General features: G+C 62.9%; 16 protein-coding genes and 1 tRNA gene. 5 read left to right on the forward strand and 12 right to left on the reverse strand.

The genetic code is table 11. The features are described from left to right. Window positions 1-15: 15 nt before the first annotated feature. Together J5M58_RS04820 and J5M58_RS04825 are read left to right on the forward strand one after the other, a co-directional pair. Entirely contained in the window at window positions 16-984 is a 969-nt protein-coding gene (locus J5M58_RS04820; protein ID WP_112250688.1) for a type II secretion system F family protein, read from the forward strand. A gap of 1 nt (window position 985) precedes the next feature. Next, window positions 986-2,029: a lipopolysaccharide assembly protein LapB gene (locus J5M58_RS04825; RefSeq protein WP_112250497.1), complete on the forward strand. Its 1,044-nt coding sequence runs from the start codon at window positions 986-988 to the stop codon at window positions 2,027-2,029. A gap of 86 nt (window positions 2,030-2,115) precedes the next feature. Here J5M58_RS04825 and J5M58_RS04830 read toward each other — a convergent pair whose 3' ends face one another. Further along, window positions 2,116-3,126 carry a DUF4917 family protein gene (locus tag J5M58_RS04830; RefSeq protein WP_207877336.1) on the reverse strand — a complete coding sequence of 337 codons (1,011 nt, stop codon included), beginning with the start codon at window positions 3,124-3,126 and terminating at the stop codon, window positions 2,116-2,118. 213 nt (window positions 3,127-3,339) lie between these two features. Beyond that, window positions 3,340-5,046, reverse strand: a complete 1,707-nt coding sequence (locus tag J5M58_RS04835) for a SulP family inorganic anion transporter (protein ID WP_207877338.1) — start codon at window positions 5,044-5,046, stop codon at window positions 3,340-3,342. Between J5M58_RS04835 and J5M58_RS28285 the strand changes: the two genes are divergently transcribed. Continuing rightward, the gene (locus J5M58_RS28285; RefSeq protein WP_256474633.1) at window positions 5,045-5,170 is read left to right on the forward strand and encodes a hypothetical protein; all 126 of its coding nucleotides are present in this window, start codon (window positions 5,045-5,047) and stop codon (window positions 5,168-5,170) included. The genes J5M58_RS04835 and J5M58_RS28285 overlap by 2 nt on opposite strands. 40 nt (window positions 5,171-5,210) lie before the next feature. Here J5M58_RS28285 and J5M58_RS04840 read toward each other — a convergent pair. The 4 genes from J5M58_RS04840 to J5M58_RS04855 form a co-directional block, all read right to left on the reverse strand. Continuing rightward, window positions 5,211-5,284: transfer RNA gene (locus tag J5M58_RS04840), tRNA-Gly, on the reverse strand. A 111-nt stretch (window positions 5,285-5,395) separates the two neighbouring features. Next, window positions 5,396-6,283, reverse strand: coding sequence for a (R)-3-hydroxydecanoyl-ACP:CoA transacylase (gene phaG, locus J5M58_RS04845; RefSeq protein WP_207877340.1), 888 nt, complete (start codon window positions 6,281-6,283; stop codon window positions 5,396-5,398). A 447-nt stretch (window positions 6,284-6,730) separates the two neighbouring features. Next, on the reverse strand, window positions 6,731-7,423 hold the full coding sequence (locus J5M58_RS04850) for a pseudouridine synthase (RefSeq protein WP_207877342.1): 693 nt from the start codon (window positions 7,421-7,423) through the stop codon (window positions 6,731-6,733). Between the two features lie 9 nt (window positions 7,424-7,432). Then, window positions 7,433-7,645: a cysteine-rich CWC family protein gene (locus J5M58_RS04855; RefSeq protein WP_133975080.1), complete on the reverse strand. Its 213-nt coding sequence runs from the start codon at window positions 7,643-7,645 to the stop codon at window positions 7,433-7,435. Between the two features lie 143 nt (window positions 7,646-7,788). Between J5M58_RS04855 and J5M58_RS04860 the strand changes: the two genes are divergently transcribed. Continuing rightward, complete coding sequence (locus tag J5M58_RS04860; RefSeq protein ID WP_112250508.1) at window positions 7,789-8,238, forward strand: hypothetical protein; 450 nt, start codon at window positions 7,789-7,791, stop codon at window positions 8,236-8,238. 147 nt (window positions 8,239-8,385) lie between these two features. Here J5M58_RS04860 and J5M58_RS04865 read toward each other — a convergent pair whose 3' ends face one another. Further along, window positions 8,386-9,492 (reverse strand): enoyl-CoA hydratase/isomerase family protein, encoded by a 1,107-nt coding sequence (locus J5M58_RS04865; RefSeq protein WP_112250510.1) that lies wholly within the window; start codon window positions 9,490-9,492, stop codon window positions 8,386-8,388. Window positions 9,493-9,618: 126 nt separating this feature from the next. On the opposite strand from J5M58_RS04865, the gene ung reads away from it, so the two are divergent. Next, window positions 9,619-10,311: a uracil-DNA glycosylase gene (gene ung, locus J5M58_RS04870; protein WP_044047153.1), complete on the forward strand. Its 693-nt coding sequence runs from the start codon at window positions 9,619-9,621 to the stop codon at window positions 10,309-10,311. A 120-nt stretch (window positions 10,312-10,431) separates the two neighbouring features. On the opposite strand, the gene J5M58_RS04875 is transcribed toward ung, so the two are convergent. The 5 genes from J5M58_RS04875 to J5M58_RS04895 form a co-directional block, all read right to left on the reverse strand. Then, complete coding sequence (locus tag J5M58_RS04875) at window positions 10,432-11,463, reverse strand: AbrB family transcriptional regulator (protein WP_207877344.1); 1,032 nt, start codon at window positions 11,461-11,463, stop codon at window positions 10,432-10,434. Continuing rightward, entirely contained in the window at window positions 11,456-12,970 is a 1,515-nt protein-coding gene (locus J5M58_RS04880) for a tripartite tricarboxylate transporter permease (protein ID WP_112250516.1), read from the reverse strand. Before J5M58_RS04880 ends, J5M58_RS04875 begins: the two co-directional genes overlap by 8 nt. Window positions 12,971-12,973: 3 nt before the next feature. Beyond that, window positions 12,974-13,432, reverse strand: coding sequence for a tripartite tricarboxylate transporter TctB family protein (locus J5M58_RS04885; protein WP_112250518.1), 459 nt, complete (start codon window positions 13,430-13,432; stop codon window positions 12,974-12,976). Between the two features lie 127 nt (window positions 13,433-13,559). Next, complete coding sequence (locus J5M58_RS04890) at window positions 13,560-14,540, reverse strand: tripartite tricarboxylate transporter substrate binding protein (protein WP_112250520.1); 981 nt, start codon at window positions 14,538-14,540, stop codon at window positions 13,560-13,562. Window positions 14,541-14,586: 46 nt separating this feature from the next. Then, window positions 14,587-15,876, reverse strand: a complete 1,290-nt coding sequence (locus J5M58_RS04895; protein WP_112250522.1) for an OprD family porin — start codon at window positions 15,874-15,876, stop codon at window positions 14,587-14,589. Between the last annotated feature and the right edge of the window lie 163 nt (window positions 15,877-16,039).

Below are 16,039 nucleotides of genomic sequence, written 5' to 3' on the forward strand. Positions count from 1 at the left end.
ATGGGGGCGTCGGTCATGGACTATTTGCTCGGTTTGTTGAGTCAGGTCACGGACAATGAAGCACTGACTCGCCTGCTGGTCGTTGGTGCGATCGGGATGAGCACGGTCATTGCGGTGGTCACTGTGACGTTACTGGTGCTGGGGCTGCAGAGCCCTCTGCAACGCCGTCTTGCATTGATCAAACGTGGCCACGCCAGTGTTGGAGTTGGTCGAGAGGCACCAGGCAATCTGCAGCTTTTACTGGAGCGTGTCGGTCGGCGCCTTGGCCCGACTGCGGAGGGGGAGGTCTCAACCACCCGAACCCTGTTGACCCACGCGGGTTACGGCTCGACATCAGCGGTACAGGTGTACTGGGCGGTGCGTTTGCTATTACCGTTGATGTTGGTTGGTGCTTCGCTGTTGACTCTGCCACTGGTTCCCAACCTTTCTTCGACCAAGATCCTCGCTGTGGTGTTCATGGGGGCTGCCGTTGGATGGCTGCTGCCGGCAGTGTATGTCGAAAAGCGCAAAAAGGCTCGGCAGGAGCGGTTGCGTGCGGCCTTTCCTGATGCTCTGGATCTGATGGTGGTTTGCGTGGAGTCGGGCCTGGCGTTGCCCCAGGCGATCGAGCGGGTGGCCGAAGAAATGGCGGTCAGCCAGGCCGAGCTGGCCGAGGAACTGGCCTTGGTCAATGCGCAGATCCGAGCCGGCATTTCCAGTACCGAGGCGCTCAGGCAACTGGCGGATCGCACCGGTCTGGAGGACATTCAAGGCTTGGTCAGCCTCTTGGCCCAGAGCATCCGCTTCGGCACCAGCGTAGCGGCCACCTTGCGCATCTATGCCGAGGAGTTTCGTGACCGACGTATGCAGGCCGCCGAGGAAATGGGCGCGAAAATCGGAACAAAGCTGGTTTTCCCGCTAATTTTCTGTCTGTGGCCAAGCTTTTTTCTGGTTGCCATCGGCCCGGTGATCATCGGGATACTTAGAATGTTCGGGAAGCTATGACATGAACAGGATCAGCTTGCTGTTGACCATGATAGCCGTGCTCTCGGGTTGCCAGAGCACGGGGCCAGACCTGAATGGGGTGCGTTCTGTCTACTCCGCTGGCAATTCGGTGCTCTACCAGGTGCAGTCGCAGAGCAGCTCGCCCGACCAGGCGATGCAGATGGCGGCAATGGCCTACCAGGCCGGTGATCTGGACCAGGCGCTGTACCAGTACTTGCGCGTCCTTGAACTGGCGCCCGAACGTTATGAGGCCCTGGTCTGGGTTGGCCGTATCCACCGCGAACGCGGCAACAACCAACTTGCCGAGATGGCCTTCACCGAGGTACTGAGCAAGGCGCCTGAAAACCCCGATGCTCTGACTGAAATGGGCCTGCTGAACCTGTCCATGCGCAAACATGAGCAGGCCAAGGTGATGCTGTTGAAGGCAGTTGCCGTGGATCAGAAGCGCTTCGTCAAGGAGCCGGCCAACACCCAGACAGGGGCGGCTGGGCTCAGGGTCGACAGCAAGTCCCCGCTCAAGGCTTACAACGGGCTGGGTGTGCTTGCAGACCTGGCCGACAACTTCGCCGAGGCGCAGACCTACTACCGCCTGGCCGAGCTCATCGATCCACGTTCGGCGTTGGTGCAGAACAGCCTTGGGTATTCCTACTACATGGCCGGGCAATGGGCCGATGCCGAGCTCCGGTACAAACGTGGTGTGAGCTACGACGGCACCTACAAACCGCTTTGGCGCAACTATGGGTTGCTGCTGGCTCGCATGGGGCGCTATGAGGAGGCGGTGTCTGCCTTCGAACAGGTCGAAAAGCGTGCCGAGGCCAGCAATGATGTTGGCTATGTCTGCCTGGTAGAGGGCAAGCTGGATGTGGCTGAGCAGTTCTTCCGCAGCGCGATCGAGTTGTCGCCGGGGCACTATCCCGTCGCCTGGGAAAACCTGAACAGGGTCCAGCAGATTCGGCAAATCCGCCAGCTGGGTGGCGATGTAGCGATGCCCGAGCCGGTTGCAGTTGGCCCGGCCGTGCAGGTGACAACGGCATCGGCGCCTTGACGGGGCCGAGAGCTTCAGCGGGCAAACCCTGATGCCTGTGAGATAGCATTAACGGGGGCTGCTTTGCGGCCCCCAGCTGGTCCACTTCACCTGCGGGTAAGCGGTGCTTCAATAGCCAACGCTGCTTGCCCCAACGGATGCGTACTGGCATCAAAGAAGTGCAGTACCGTCCCCGGCATATCCCCGAACCTGTCGACAAAATGCTGCTTCTGGTTGATCACCGATGCCTCGCTCAACGGCCTGATGGCAATCGACAGATGCTTCGGCCGGGCCTGTCGGATGGCTTCGAGCAGGTGCTGATCACTGCTGTCCAGGTGCTGCCCGAACAGGCATAGCCCCTGGCTTTCCCGCGCCAGCTGCCCCAGGCACCAGCTCAGGTAATCCGAGTTGCGGATGGCGCGCAGTTTCTCGTCGCTGCGGTCCTCGTTGACGAACAGCGGCACTTCGCCCGGGATGTTCACGGCAAAACCATCGAGCAGTTCGGCGCTGTCGGCGCTGCGTTGGCGGGTGGTGCCGTCGGGCAGTTTGAGCAGGTGCAGGCCGCCATGCAGGTGCAGCACCCGGGTGCCTTCGGCACTGGTGCGGCGCACGTCGAAGAAACCTTGCTCATCGAACAGTTCGGCGAAGCCGTGCGGGGCGTGTTGCACGGCCCACGGTAGCAGCAGGTCGTAGTTGCTGGTGTAGACGCTGCGGTAGCCGCGCAGGGCCTGGTTGAGGGTTGCCAGGGTGGCGGCCGGCATGAGAGGCCACGGCAGGTGCACCGTGCGTATGGCGTGGATCAACGCTTCCTTGATCGAGTAGTAGCGGTTCAGAGGCGCGGTGGAGTTGATGGCCAGCGCGGCGTTGGTGCGCACGGTGGTGTTGAGGGCGCTGAGCACCGGCTCGAACAGCTCCGTACCCAGCGACTTGAACAGTGCCTGGTCGCTGACGGCCAGGCCTTTCTTGCGGCCGGCACGTTGCGCTTGCTCGAACAGCGAGAAGTAGCCGAACGGCTTCCACAGCGCGCGGCTGGCACCGTTGCCCAGCAGCAGTGCGTCGCAAGGGTGGCAGGCGGCGAGTTCTGGCCAAGGGGTGAGGGTGGCGTCTAGTGCGGGCATGCTGGGGTCCATTGGGTGGAGCGGGAACGGGGCGACTTTAGCATGTCATGCAAGGTGTGCGAGGGTTGTATCCAGGCGCCTGCCTTGTGAAGCCTGTACTGGCCCTATCGCCGGCAAGCCAGCTCCCACAGGTTCACCGCAGGTCTTATAGCAGTGCAATATCTGTGGGAGCTGGCTTGCCGGCGATAGGGCCAGCGGCAACAATGCACCTCTTCAACCTTCTCCAGCCACCTGCGCGCTGCGACTCCTGTTACGCCACACCCGATACGCACGGATGCCCGCCCGTACCGAGCCGAACAGCAGTCTGTCTTCCATCTCCCGGGCCATCCCCGAGCGCACCAGCATACGCAGAAAGGTGCCGCGGGCGCGGGAGATGGCGAAGTAGATACCCTGGGCCGCCAGGGTGTCGCGCACTTCGCGCAGGGCGGCGATGCCGCTGACGTCGATGCTGGTTACCGCTTCGGCATCGAACAGCACCGCCTTGGGTTGATCCTGGCTCTGCACTGCTTCGAGCAGGCGCATCTTGAAGTAGTCGGCGTTGAAGAACAGGATCGCGTCGTCGAAGCGGTACACCACCAGGCCTGGCACGGTGCGGGCATCCTTGTGTTTGCGGATGTCCACCTGGCCTTCGGTGCCCGGTAGCCAGCCCAGCACCGCGTCGGTGGGCTGATAGATACTGTACAGCAGGCGCAGGATCGCCAGGGTCACGGCAAACACGATGCCGGGCAGCACGCCCAGGCTCAGCACGCCGACCGTGGTCAGCAGGCACAGCCAGAACTCGAAGCGGCTCAGGCGGCGAATGTGCCCCAGCGACTTGATGTCGATCAGCCCCCAGCCGGCCATCAACAGCACGGCGCCCAGCGCGGCCTGCGGGATCCACGCCATCGGTGCGGTGAAGAACAGCAGGATCAGAGCGATGACCAGCGCGGCGATGATGCCTACCAGCTGGCTCTTGCCACCGACCATGTCGTTGACCGCAGTGCGCGAATCTGCGCCGCTGATGGCAAAGCCCTGGGAAACGCCGGCAGCCAGGTTGCTTACGCCCAGGGCGACGAACTCGTGGTTGGCGTTGATCGCGTAGCCGTGTCGGGCGGCAAAGCTGCGTGCGGTAAGCATGGCGCTGCAGAAGCTGACGGTGGCGATACCCAGGGCGTCGCGCAGCAGGCTTTTCATTTCTGCCAGGTTACTGTGTGGCCAGGCCAGCTGCGGGATACCGGCAGGTACCGGACCGAGAATGGCGACGCCGAAGCGGTCGAGGCCGAACAGACCGACCAGCAGCATGAACAGCACCACTACCATTAGTGCCGCAGGCAGACGCGGGTAGCGCCGTGGCAGCCAGATCAGCAGGCCCAGTGCGGCGAGGCCGATGAGCAGCGTCACCCAGTGGATTTCGCCCAGGCGCTGGAAGAAGTTGATCAGGCTGAGGATGAAGCCGTCACCCTCGATCTTGAACCCCACTACCTTGGACAACTGCCCGGCGATCAGGCTCAGGCCGATACCGTTGAGATAGCCGATCAGGATCGGCCGCGAGAAGAAGCTGGCGATGAACCCGGCCCGGGCCACACCGGCCGCGATCAGCATCACCCCGACCAGCAAGGTGACGATCACCGACAGTTCGGCAATCCGGTGCGGCTCGCCCAGGGCCAACGGCGCCACGGCGCCGGCGATCATCGCGCAGGTGGCGGCGTCTGGGCCGACCATCAGCTGGCGCGAGCTGCCGATCAGGGCGTAGATCATCATTGGCAGCACACAGGCGTACAGGCCGTACTGCGGCGGCAGGCCGACGATCTGCGCGTAGGCGATGGCAATGGGGATCTGGATCGCCGCCACCGAAAGGCCGGCCTGCAAGTCGGCGTGGAACCACTCGCGGCGGTAATGCAGCAGGTTGGCAAGGCCCGGTAGCCAGCGGGAGAGAAACATGCGTCGTCCTTTCGAAATGCTTCACGAATCCATGCAGGCATTGAAGCGGATCGGCAGGCAAATGGCCATGGGGCAGGTCAAAGGGAAGGGGGGAAACGAAAAAAGGAGCCTGGGCTCCTTTTGACAGCGATGACGTTGCGGGAACGCCATGCGGGAATGCGATGTGGAGCGGGTAGAGGGAATCGAACCCTCAACTAAAGCTTGGGAAGCTTTCGTTTTGCCACTAAACTATACCCGCGTTTGCGCAGCACTTTTTACCAGAACCTTCAACGAATTAGAAGCCCAAGTTATAAAAAAGCTTGTCGGCGCCCAATGACTTGCGGGGTTCAGCCACAGGACGCCGAGCTGCTCAGATGGCCAATGCATGCTGCCCCTGTTGTACGTGCTGGTAACGTTGACGAGGCTCACGCACGGTTGGCTTCAGGAACCCCAGCATGACGCTGCGGGTGTCCTCGCAAGCGGTCTTGTTCTCCATGTCAAGGAAGTGGCCTGCATCGCGGATCACGCTGAAGTGGCTGCGGCCCACATGCTTGCTGAACTGCCGCGCATCCTCGGCCGTGGTGTACTCGTCGCGGTCGCCGTTGATGAACAGCACCGGGATGTCGATATTGCGTGCGCCATTCAGCGCCCGCTCCAAGTCATGTTGCAGCACCTCGTTGATGTGGAAGTGCATCTGCGCGTACTCGTGGCTGTCCAGGCTGCTGATGTGGCGGTAGTTGAAACGCTTGAACAGTGACGGCAGGTGCTTGCCGATGGTGTCGTTGACCAGGTTGCCGACCTGATAGCGGTCGCAGGCGGCCAGGTACTGGCAACCGCGGTCCAGGTAGTCGCGCATCGGTTCGTTGATTACCGGCGAGAAAGAACTCACCACTGCCTTCTTCAAGCCACGAGGCTGGTGCGCCAGCGCCAGCAGCGTACTTGCGCCACCCCACGAGAACGACATCACGTGGTCTGCCTGGAAGTGCTCGATCAGCTCCAGGAGAATATGCGCTTCGGTCTCCTTGCTGATAAAGCGTTCCTGGCGATTGTGCGGCTTGGATTTGCCGGCGTATGGCTGGTCGAACAGCACCACGTTGAATTGCGGGTGCAGGTTACGTACCGTCTGGGCGAACGAGGCCGTGGTGGCCAGCGAGCCGTTGATCAGGATGATCGTATTCTCGGCCGCATCCGCGCGATAGAACTCCGTGTAAACCCGATACTGACCTTGGATATCAAGTACAGCGATTTCTGGCCTCATGTCATCGACTCCTGGCGCAAAAAGGGTATTCGCGTCACCTAGGGTGCACGTTCTTTATGACAGGTAGGCATTTGCCTGAAGAGAAACCGGGGGCCCTGTGTCGATCCTTGGCACTTGCGTCGACGGTATTGTTTTTGGCAGGCAATTTGCCGTGCCCCAAGGCATCGAGGCCCCGGGTGGCCGGCAAAAAGTGTCTTCGACCGCAAGTGTGACTTGTTAGTCACATGCGGACTGACGATTTGGATTCAAGCAGTGGGTCGGTTATCCCGCAAGTGCCGTTCGGGGGAAAATGTGACTTTTGTCGCTGAGCGGTCGTATGACAACCCCGAAATGTCTGTTCCGGACTCTTCGCGGGTAAACCCGCTCCCACAGGCACCGTGCCGCTTGCAAGGGCAATGGAGCACCTGTGGGAGCGGGTTCACCCGCGAAGGCGTCGGAACAGCCAATCTAGACTGTCGCTATTTCATCCGCCGTCAGCTCACGGAACGCCCCCGGTGGCAACCCCGGGTCCAGCCGGATCGCCCCCATGCTCTCCCGATGCAACCCCACCACTTTGTTGTCGAAATGGCCGAACATGCGCTTCACCTGGTGATAGCGCCCTTCGACGATCGCCAGCCGCGCCTGGCGCGGCCCGAGGATGTCCAGCTGGGCGGGCAGGGTGGTGAGGTCTTCGAAGGCGAAGTAGAAGCCCTCGAGGAACCTGGCCACATAGTGCTCGCCAATCTCGTCCTCGGTTTCCACCAGATAGTGCTTGGGCAGCTTGGTAGCGGGCTGGGTAAGCCGCCGTGACCATTGGCCATCGTTGGTCAGGATCATCAGGCCGGTGGTGTTGAAGTCCAGCCGCCCGGCAATGTGCAGGTCCTCACGCAACGGGGCTGGCAGCAGGTCGAGCACGGTGCGGTGTTGCGGGTCCTGGGTGGCGCTGACGCAGCCTGCGGGCTTGTGCAACATCAGGTAGCGGGCCGGGCGGCCTGCCTGCAGCAGCTGGTCGTCCAGCTCCACGCGGCTGAATTCGCGCACTTCGGCCAGTGGGTCGCTGACAACCTGGCCATCCACCCGCACACGGCGTTGCGCGAGCATGAGCCGGACTTGCTGGCGGTTGTGGCTGGGCAGGTTGGCGAGGAAACGGTCGAGGCGCATGACAGACGGTCAGTGGGAAGCGGGGGAGCCAAGTTGTTGTTCGACGGCGGCGCAGCGCGGGCACAGGCAGGCTTTGTCGCGCAGTTCGGCGGGCAGGGCCTTGAGCACGGCAGGGTCGATGGTCACGCTGTAACACCAGCATTCCTGGGTAGCCCGGCGCGGGTCGGCCAAGCTGCACTGGTTGAGGGCGCCACAAGCAGGGCAGTGCTGGTTGTCGGGCATGGCTGCCGCTCACCTGTATCAAATTATTGCGGAAATGGCACTGCACCTTGGCGGCACTGTCTTATTCAATGTCGATGATCGCATTTCACGTCGACGCTCGCCAGCGCCGCTGTTCGGGCACTCCAGCGGTCCAGGAGGCCGCCATGTCCTATCGAATCCTGTTGATCGCCCTGCTGGGGCTGATGACTTCCGCCTGCGTTCCGTACTACGAGAGCGGGGGCTACTACCGATCGGACCACTACTACTCCGACCGTTATGTGTCACCGGATTATTACCGCTATGACCGCTATTACGTAACACCGCAACCGCGCTATTACTACCAGCCAGCGCCGCGCTACTACTACCGCTCGGCGCCTGCGCCTCACTACCGGTCTCATCCGCAGCCGGGGATGAGGCAGTGGTATGGCAACCCACGCAATGACTATGGCAACCGTCAGCGGTATGACTATGGGCGTGATCGGGATCGACATGATTATCGCGGTGGTAGCCAGCGTTACCAGAATGACCGTTGGCATTCCAATGGGCGGGGAGATGGTGACCGTCGTGGAGACGGGCGGCGCGGGCACGGGCAAGGGAGGAGTTGGCAGCGGTAGGTGAACTGAAAACCGGGGGCGCTTTGTGCCCCTTTCGCGACGCAAGGCCGCTCCCACAGGTACGGCGCAGCATTGGAAACCATCGCTGTACCTGTGGGAGCGGCCTTGTGTCGCGATGGGCTGCAAAGCAGCCCCAGCTTCTCGAAGCTACCCGAGATCCGCCAGCGGATGCCGCCCCTCCCACACCTTGGCAAAATGCGCCTCGACCACTGCCGCCGGCACTTGCGCCACATCGGGCCAGTGCCAGTGCGGCTGGTTGTCCTTGTCCAGCAAGCGCGCACGCACGCCTTCGCTGAACTCCGGGTGGCGGCAGCAGTTCAGGCTCATGCTGTATTCCATCTGGAACACCTGCGCCAACGACAGGTGCCGTGCCCGGCGGATCTGCTCCCACACCAGGTGTGCGGTCAGCGGGCAACCCTCATGCAACCGTTGACCAGCAGCGGCCAGTAGCGGGTCGCCGTGGTGCTTGAGCCCCTCCAGCGCACGCCAGGCGGCGGCTGCGTCGGCCACGTCGAGCAACTGGTCGATCACCTGTCGCCGTGGCAGCCACTGGGCCTCGGGCAACTCGGCGCAGGCGCGGTGCTGTTCGGCCTTGAGCAGGCTGTTCAGTTGCAGAGCGGTCTGTTCCTGCCAGTTCAGTTGCAGCAGTTCCTCGATCAGCGCCTCTTGTTGGTACTCACCCAGAAAGCGGTCGGCCAGGCCCAGGTCAAGGGCGTCGCGGGCATTGATCGGGGCGCCTGTCAGGCCGAGGAACAACCCCAGCTTGCCCGGTAGCCGGGCAAGAAACCAGCTGGCGCCCACGTCCGGATACAGGCCGATGCTGATTTCCGGCATGGCCAGCCGACTGCTAGGTGTGACGATACGCACATTGGCGCCCTGCAGCAGGCCCATGCCACCGCCCAGCACATGCCCGTGGCCCCAGCACAGCAGCGGCTTGGGATAGGTATGCAGGGCAAAGTCCAGGCGGTATTCGGCGGCGAAAAAGGTGGCGGCCAGCGGGGGGACGCTGCCGGGGTGGTCGCGGCAGGCTTGCACCAGCGCACGTACATCGCCGCCGGCGCAGAAGGCCTTGGCACCGTTGCCGCGCAGCAGTACGCAGACGATTCCCGGGTCGCGACCCCAGGCGTGCAACTGTTCGCCCAATACCTCGATCATCGGCAGGCTAAGGGCATTGAGCGCCTTGGGCGCATCCAGGGTGGCGATGCCGATGCGGGCGCCATCGGCGCCGGTGAGTACCTCGCAATGAATGGCCATGGACTACCTCGCGCAAGTCATCGCACAAGTATGGCTTGCCTGGCCGAACATGCCGGTCGTCGGTCGGATCGTTTGACAAGCGGGAAGGGCTTACCTAGTGTCGCGCCATTGTTTATGGAAGGCCCCATGACTGACGACGATCGCATCAAACTCGAACCCAGCTGGAAGGCCGCCTTGCGCGCCGAATTCGACCAGCCCTACATGCATCAGTTGCGCGAGTTCCTGCGCAGCGAGTACGCCGCCGGCAAAGAGATCTACCCGCCAGGGCCGTTGATCTTCAATGCGCTCAACTCGACGCCGCTGGACCAGGTGAAGGTGGTCATCCTTGGCCAGGACCCTTACCACGGGCCGGGCCAGGCGCATGGCCTGTGCTTCTCGGTGCAGCCGGGCGTGGCCACGCCACCGTCGCTGGTCAACATCTACAAGGAACTGCAGCGCGACCTGAACATTCCGATTGCCAGTCACGGCTACTTGCAGAGCTGGGCCGAGCAGGGCGTGCTGTTGCTCAACACGACCATGACCGTGGAGCGCGCCAATGCCGCGTCGCATGCCAAGAAGGGCTGGGAGTTCTTTACCGACCGGATCATCCAGGTGGTCAGCGAGCAGTGCCCGAACGTGGTGTTCCTGCTGTGGGGCTCGCATGCGCAAAGCAAGCAGAAGCTGATCGACGGGACCAAGCACCTGGTGCTGAAATCGGTGCATCCGTCGCCGTTGTCGGCTTACCGTGGGTTCCTGGGGTGCGGGCATTTCAGCCGGGCCAACAGTTTCCTCGAGCAGCGTGGGCTGGCGCCGATCAACTGGGCGTTGCCACCATTGTAATGGCCTGACATACCGCGTCGCCTGCTTCGCGGGTGAACCCGCTCCCACAAGTACTGCACCACCTTCAGGGCTTGTGTGGTCTCTGTGGGAGCGGGTTTACCCGCGAAGAGGCCGTCACAGTCATTCCGGGGTTGCATTCCACACCCGGAACAAAGGCTCTGCCAGAAACAGCACGAACAACAAGCGCATCACCTGCAGCGCCGTCACCAGCGGCACTGACAACTGCAAGGTCTCTGCCGTCACGCTCATCTCGGCAATGCCGCCCGGCATCATCCCCAATGTCAGCGAGCGCAGATCCAGCGCAGTCATCACGCTCAATGCCCACGCCGCGCTGCCGGCAATCGCCATGCACAACGCTGTGGCCACCAGGGTACGCCCCAGAAACGACGGTGCGCGGCGGAAGAACGCGCGGTTGAAGTGGCAGGCCAGGCCACTGCCGATCAACCACTGGCCGATCTGGCTGGCGCCATTGGGCAGGGTTATCTGCAGGTTGCCCGCCAGGCTCACGGTGGCTGCCACCAACAATGGCCCGAACAACCACGGGTTGGGCTGGCGCAAGCGCTGCCAGAGCAGGGCGACGGCAACGCCCAGCGGGGCAATCAGCGCCAGCCAGCCCCAGCTCACACTGCCGGTATGATTCAGCGGTACCCCGTCACCCAGCAGGAACTTGAACAGCGCCGGCACGCACAGTACCACCGCCAGTACGCGCAGGCTCTGCGCCGCTGCCACCTGGCTGAGCACTGCGCCATTGCGCGCGCCAAGGTTGACCATCTCTCCCGAACCGCCTGGCATGCTGGCGAAGAATGCCGTGGCACGGTCTTCCCCGGTGCGCCGCAGCAGCCATACGCTGATCACGCTGGACAGGGTAGTGAACAGGGCGCCGAAGAAGATCAGCGCAAAATGGCTGGCCACTTGTTCGATAACAGCCGGGGTGAAGTGCAAGCCGATGCCGATGCCGATGATCCACTGCCCGCATTTGCGGCCATTGGGGATTTCCGGCAGCTGCCAGGGTGTAAGGCAGCGCACCAGGATGATCGCCAGCAATGAGCCGACCATCCACGGCAAAGGCCAGCCGACCTTGCTGGCGGCAAAACCGCCAGCGAGGCCGACCAGCCCGGTCGCGACAAACAACGGCAACGAGCGATCAGGCATCGGCCATCGCCCGGCGCTGCTGGCTGCGTTTGCGCCAGATGCGCAGCAGCGGCAGGGTCAGCATGCAAATGGTCAGTACCCATACCGACATGCTGATCGGGCTCGACCAGAGGATGCCCAGTTCGCCGTTGGAGATCGACAGCGCCCGGCGCAGGTTCTGCTCCATCAACCCACCGAGGATGAAGCCGAGCAGGATCGGCGACAGCGGGAAGTCCAGCTTGCGCAGGATATAGCCCATGATGCCGATGCCGACCATCAGGAACAGGTCGAAGGTGGTGGCATGCACGGCGTACACGCCGATCGCCGTGATGATGGCGATCACCGGTACCAGCGCCCAGTTCGGCACGGCGAGAATGCGGGTGAAGATGCGGATCATCGGGATGTTGAGGATCACCAGCATGATGTTGGCGACGAACAACGAGGCGATCAGGCCCCAGACGATGTCTGGCTGCTGTTCGAACAACAGTGGGCCCGGGGTGATGTTGTACAAGGTCAGGGCGCCGATCATCACCGCAGTGGTGCCCGAGCCGGGTACCCCCAGAGTCAGCATCGGCACCAGGGCGCCACAGCAGGATGCACCGATGGCGGTTTCCGGGGCGGCCAGGCCGCGGGCGTCGCCCTTGCCGAACTTGCCCTTTTCACCAGCCAGGCGTTTTTCGGTCATGTAGGCCACGGCGCTAGCCAGTGTTGCACCGGCGCCGGGCAGCACACCCATGATGAAGCCCAGCAGGCCGCAGCGGATGTTGACCACGAACACCGAGGCCGCTTCCTTGAAGTTGAACAGCATGCGCCCGGTGGCCTTGACCGCCTGGTGGCCATGGTGGGTCTTTTCCAGCAGCAGGAGGATTTCGCTGATGGAGAACAGGCCCAGCACCAGCACCACGAACTGGATGCCATCGGCCAGATGCACGCTGTCGCCGGTGAACCGGTACACGCCACTGTTGGCATCGATGCCGACTGCCGACAGGAACAGGCCGATCAGTGCGGCAATGAAGGTTTTCAGCGGCTTGTCGCCGGCCATGCCACCGAGAGCGACGATGGCGAACACCATCAGCACGAAGTACTCCGCCGGGCCGAAGGCGATTGCCCATTTCGCCAGCAGCGGGGCGAACAGCACCATGCCGCAGGTGGCGATCAGCGCACCGATGAACGAACTCCAGGCCGACAGCGACAGCGCTACGCCAGCCAGGCCGTTGCGGGCCATCGGGTAGCCATCGAGGGTGGTCATTACGGTCGAGGCTTCGCCGGGAATGTTCAGCAGGATCGAACTGATGCGCCCACCGTATTCGCAGCCCAGATACACCGCCGCCAGCAGGATCAGCGCCGATTCCGGCGGCAGGCCTAGGGCGAAGGCAATGGGAATCAGCAAGGCCACGCCGTTGATCGGGCCCAGGCCCGGCAGCAGGCCGACCACGGTACCGATCAGCGTGCCGGAAAGGGCGGTGACCAGGTTGTAGGGGGAAAGGGCGACGCCGAAGCCCTGGCCCAGGTAGCTCAAGGTATCCATGTGTCAGTTCTCCAGTACGCTCAGCAGGCCAAGGGGCAGGGGCACGTCCATCACGCGGTCGAACAGCCAGTAGAGGAACAGGCTCATGCCAATCACCACGATGGCGCTGTGCAGCCAGCGGCCGCCGTACAGGCGGGCCATGGGCACGCCGATCAGGATGGCGCTGAGGATGAAGCCCAGGGCTTCGAAGGTGCTGGCGAAAACGATCAGCAGGCCGACGCAGGCGGCGATCTTGGTCAGGGTTTCGCGGTCCAGTTCCGGTTCGTCGTCCTTGCGCACGATGGGCGTGGGGCGGAACACCAGGTACAGCAGGCCCAGGCCCAGCAGGCCGAGCATCAACAGCGGGTAGGCGCGCGGGCCCACCGGTTCATAGGAAAACGCCGCCTGGTAAGGCCAGGCCATGACGGCCAGGGCGGCGCACACCGCCAGCAGGGCCAAGGCGAAGATGCGTTGCAGGATCATGAAGGAGTCCTCGTTTATGGGAGCGGGTTTACCCGCGAAAGCGTCAGGCGCCACAACGGTGCTGTCCGAGCTGAGGCATTCGCGGGTAAACCCGCTCCCACAGGGGGCTGTGACAGGTCGTGGAGGCTTACTGGATCAGGCCAAATTCCTTGGCCAATGCCTTGTAGTCAGCCACTTGCTTCTTCACATAGACGTCCAGCTCGGCGCCGGTCATGGCGAACGGGAACAGCTCGCGCTGGTCACGCAGCTGGGCGAAGTCTTCCGAGGCCAGCATCTTGTCGAACGACTGTTTCCACCAGGCGTAGTCCTCGTCGCTTACCTTTGGCCCCAGGTAGAAGCCGCGTACCACTGGCCAGACAATGTCGTAGCCCTGTTCCTTGGCGGTGGGAATGTCTTTCATCTCGGGCTCGTCCAGGCGGTTTTCCGAGAACACCGCGAGGATGCGCATGTTGCCGCTCTGAATGTGCGGCATGGAGTCGGAGATGTCGGTCGAGCCTACCTGGATATGCCCGCCCAGCAACGCCGTGGCGATTTCGCCGCCGCCTTCCAGGGCCACATAGCGCAGGTCACGCGGGTTGATACCGGCGGCCTTGGCGATCAGGGCGGTTTGCATCCAGTCCTGGCTGCCGACCGTACCGCCGGAGCCGATCACCACCTTGCTCGGGTCTTTCTTCAACGCCGCGACCAGGTCGTCGAGGGTCTTGTAGGGCGAGTCGCTTTTCACCGCGATGGCGCCGTAGCTGGTGCCGACGGCGGCCAGCCATTTCACCGCGTTCTCGTCGAAGCGGCCGAACTTGCCCTGGGCCAGGTTCAGCAGCGAACCGCTGGACCAGGCCACCAGGGTGCCGGCATCGGCCGGGCGCTGGGCGACCACGGCGTTGTAGGCCACCGCGCCGACACCGCCGGGCATGTAGGTGACGCGCATCGGCTTGGTGAGGATCTTTTCCTGCACCAGGGCGCTCTGCACCAGTTTGCAGGTCAGGTCGAAGCCGCCGCCTGGCGAGGCGGGGGCAATGCATTCGGGGCGTTTCGGTTCGGCAGCGAGGGCATTGCCGGCCAACAGCAGGCAGCTGGTAGCGAGGACGAGGCGGCGCAGTGAAAGGGTCATCGTCAATCTCCGTGAGTATTGTTGTTATCGGGTTACTGCTGTTGGCTTACCAAAGGGCCACGCTGTAGCTCACCAGCAGCCGCACTTCGTCGGCATCGCGGGCGAAGTTGGAGCGGAAGGTGGCGTTGCGCAAACGCACGGCGACGTTCTTCAACGGGCCGCTTTGTACCACGTACTTCATCTCGGTATCGCGTTCCCACTCCTTGCCCTCGCCACCGGCGGCGCGGCTGACGTTGTCGCCGCTGATGTAGCGCGTCATGAAGGTCAGGCCGGGCACGCCGAGCGCGGCGAAGTTGTAGTCGTAGCGCGCCTGCCAGGAGCGTTCGTCGGCACCGGCGAAGTCGTTGATCTGGACGAAGTTGACCAGATACGGGTCGGCACCATCGACGTACGGGAAGGCGCTTTCGCCAGACAGCTGCTGCCAGGCGGCGCTGACCTTGTGCCCGCCCAGGGCGTAGCTGAGCATGCCGTTGACGGTGGTGTTGTCGATGTTGCCGGCCTTGGCGGCACCGGCGTCGTCACTCACGGCCAGGCGCAGGTCTGCGCCGAAGGTGCCTGGGCCCCATGGCTGGGTGGCGACCATGCCGATGAAGTGCTGGCGGTAGATGTCGTCTAGTTGGGCAAAGTGGTAGCTGCCGGTGATGCGATCGGTGAACTGGTAATCAAGGCCGCCCAGAGTCAGGTTATCAGCGCTGAACGAGCCACCGAAGCGGCCGTTCTTGTTGTTCAGGGCCAGGTCTTCCCAGTTGGTGTCGTTGCGGTCCTTGGCCTTGTCCAGACGCCCGCCGGTGAAGGTCAGGCCTTTGATTTCCTTCGAGGTAAGCAGGCCGCCCTCGAAGGTTTGCGGCAGGATGCGCCCGTCGTTTGGCTGCAGGGTCGGCAATTCCGGGATCAGCGTGCCGATTTTCAGTTCGGTTTGCGAAATCTTCACCTTGCCGGTCAGGCCAAGCTTGGAATACTCATCGGCAGCCTTGCCGTCATCGTGGGTCGGCAGCAGGCCGGTGTCTGTACGGTCGGGGCTGGAATCGAGCTTGATGCCGAGCATGCCCAGCGCATCCAGGCCGAAGCCTACGGTGCCATCGGTGTAGCCAGACTCGAAATTGAGGATGAAGCCCTGCGCCCACTCGTCGCGCTTGGATTGCTGCGCACTGGTGCCGTCGCGGAAATCGCGGTTGAAGTACATGTTGCGGGTTTCGAAGGTGGCCGTGCTGTCTTCGAAGAAGGCGGCCTGGCTCATCGGGGCGACACCGGCAAGCGCAAGGGCGCTGGCGATGGCGGAGGGGCGTGCGGCAAAGGAACGGGTAGGCGCGAACGCCTGCGGTTGCGATGACAGCATCACTGATGGCTCCGTTTATTGTTCTTATTCGTTGCACCTTGCTGGTGCTTTTTTCGGCGCGAAGGGCAGCCGTAGTGCGATGCTAGGTAACCAACCTTTCGCTAACCTTTCAGCGTGAAAGGTTTGTCGACAGGGCTTCACAGGCCTGCCGACAGCGGTACAC

The organism is Pseudomonas sp. 32_A, assembly GCF_017490905.1.
Taxonomy (GTDB): Bacteria; Pseudomonadota; Gammaproteobacteria; order Pseudomonadales; family Pseudomonadaceae; genus Aquipseudomonas; species Aquipseudomonas inefficax.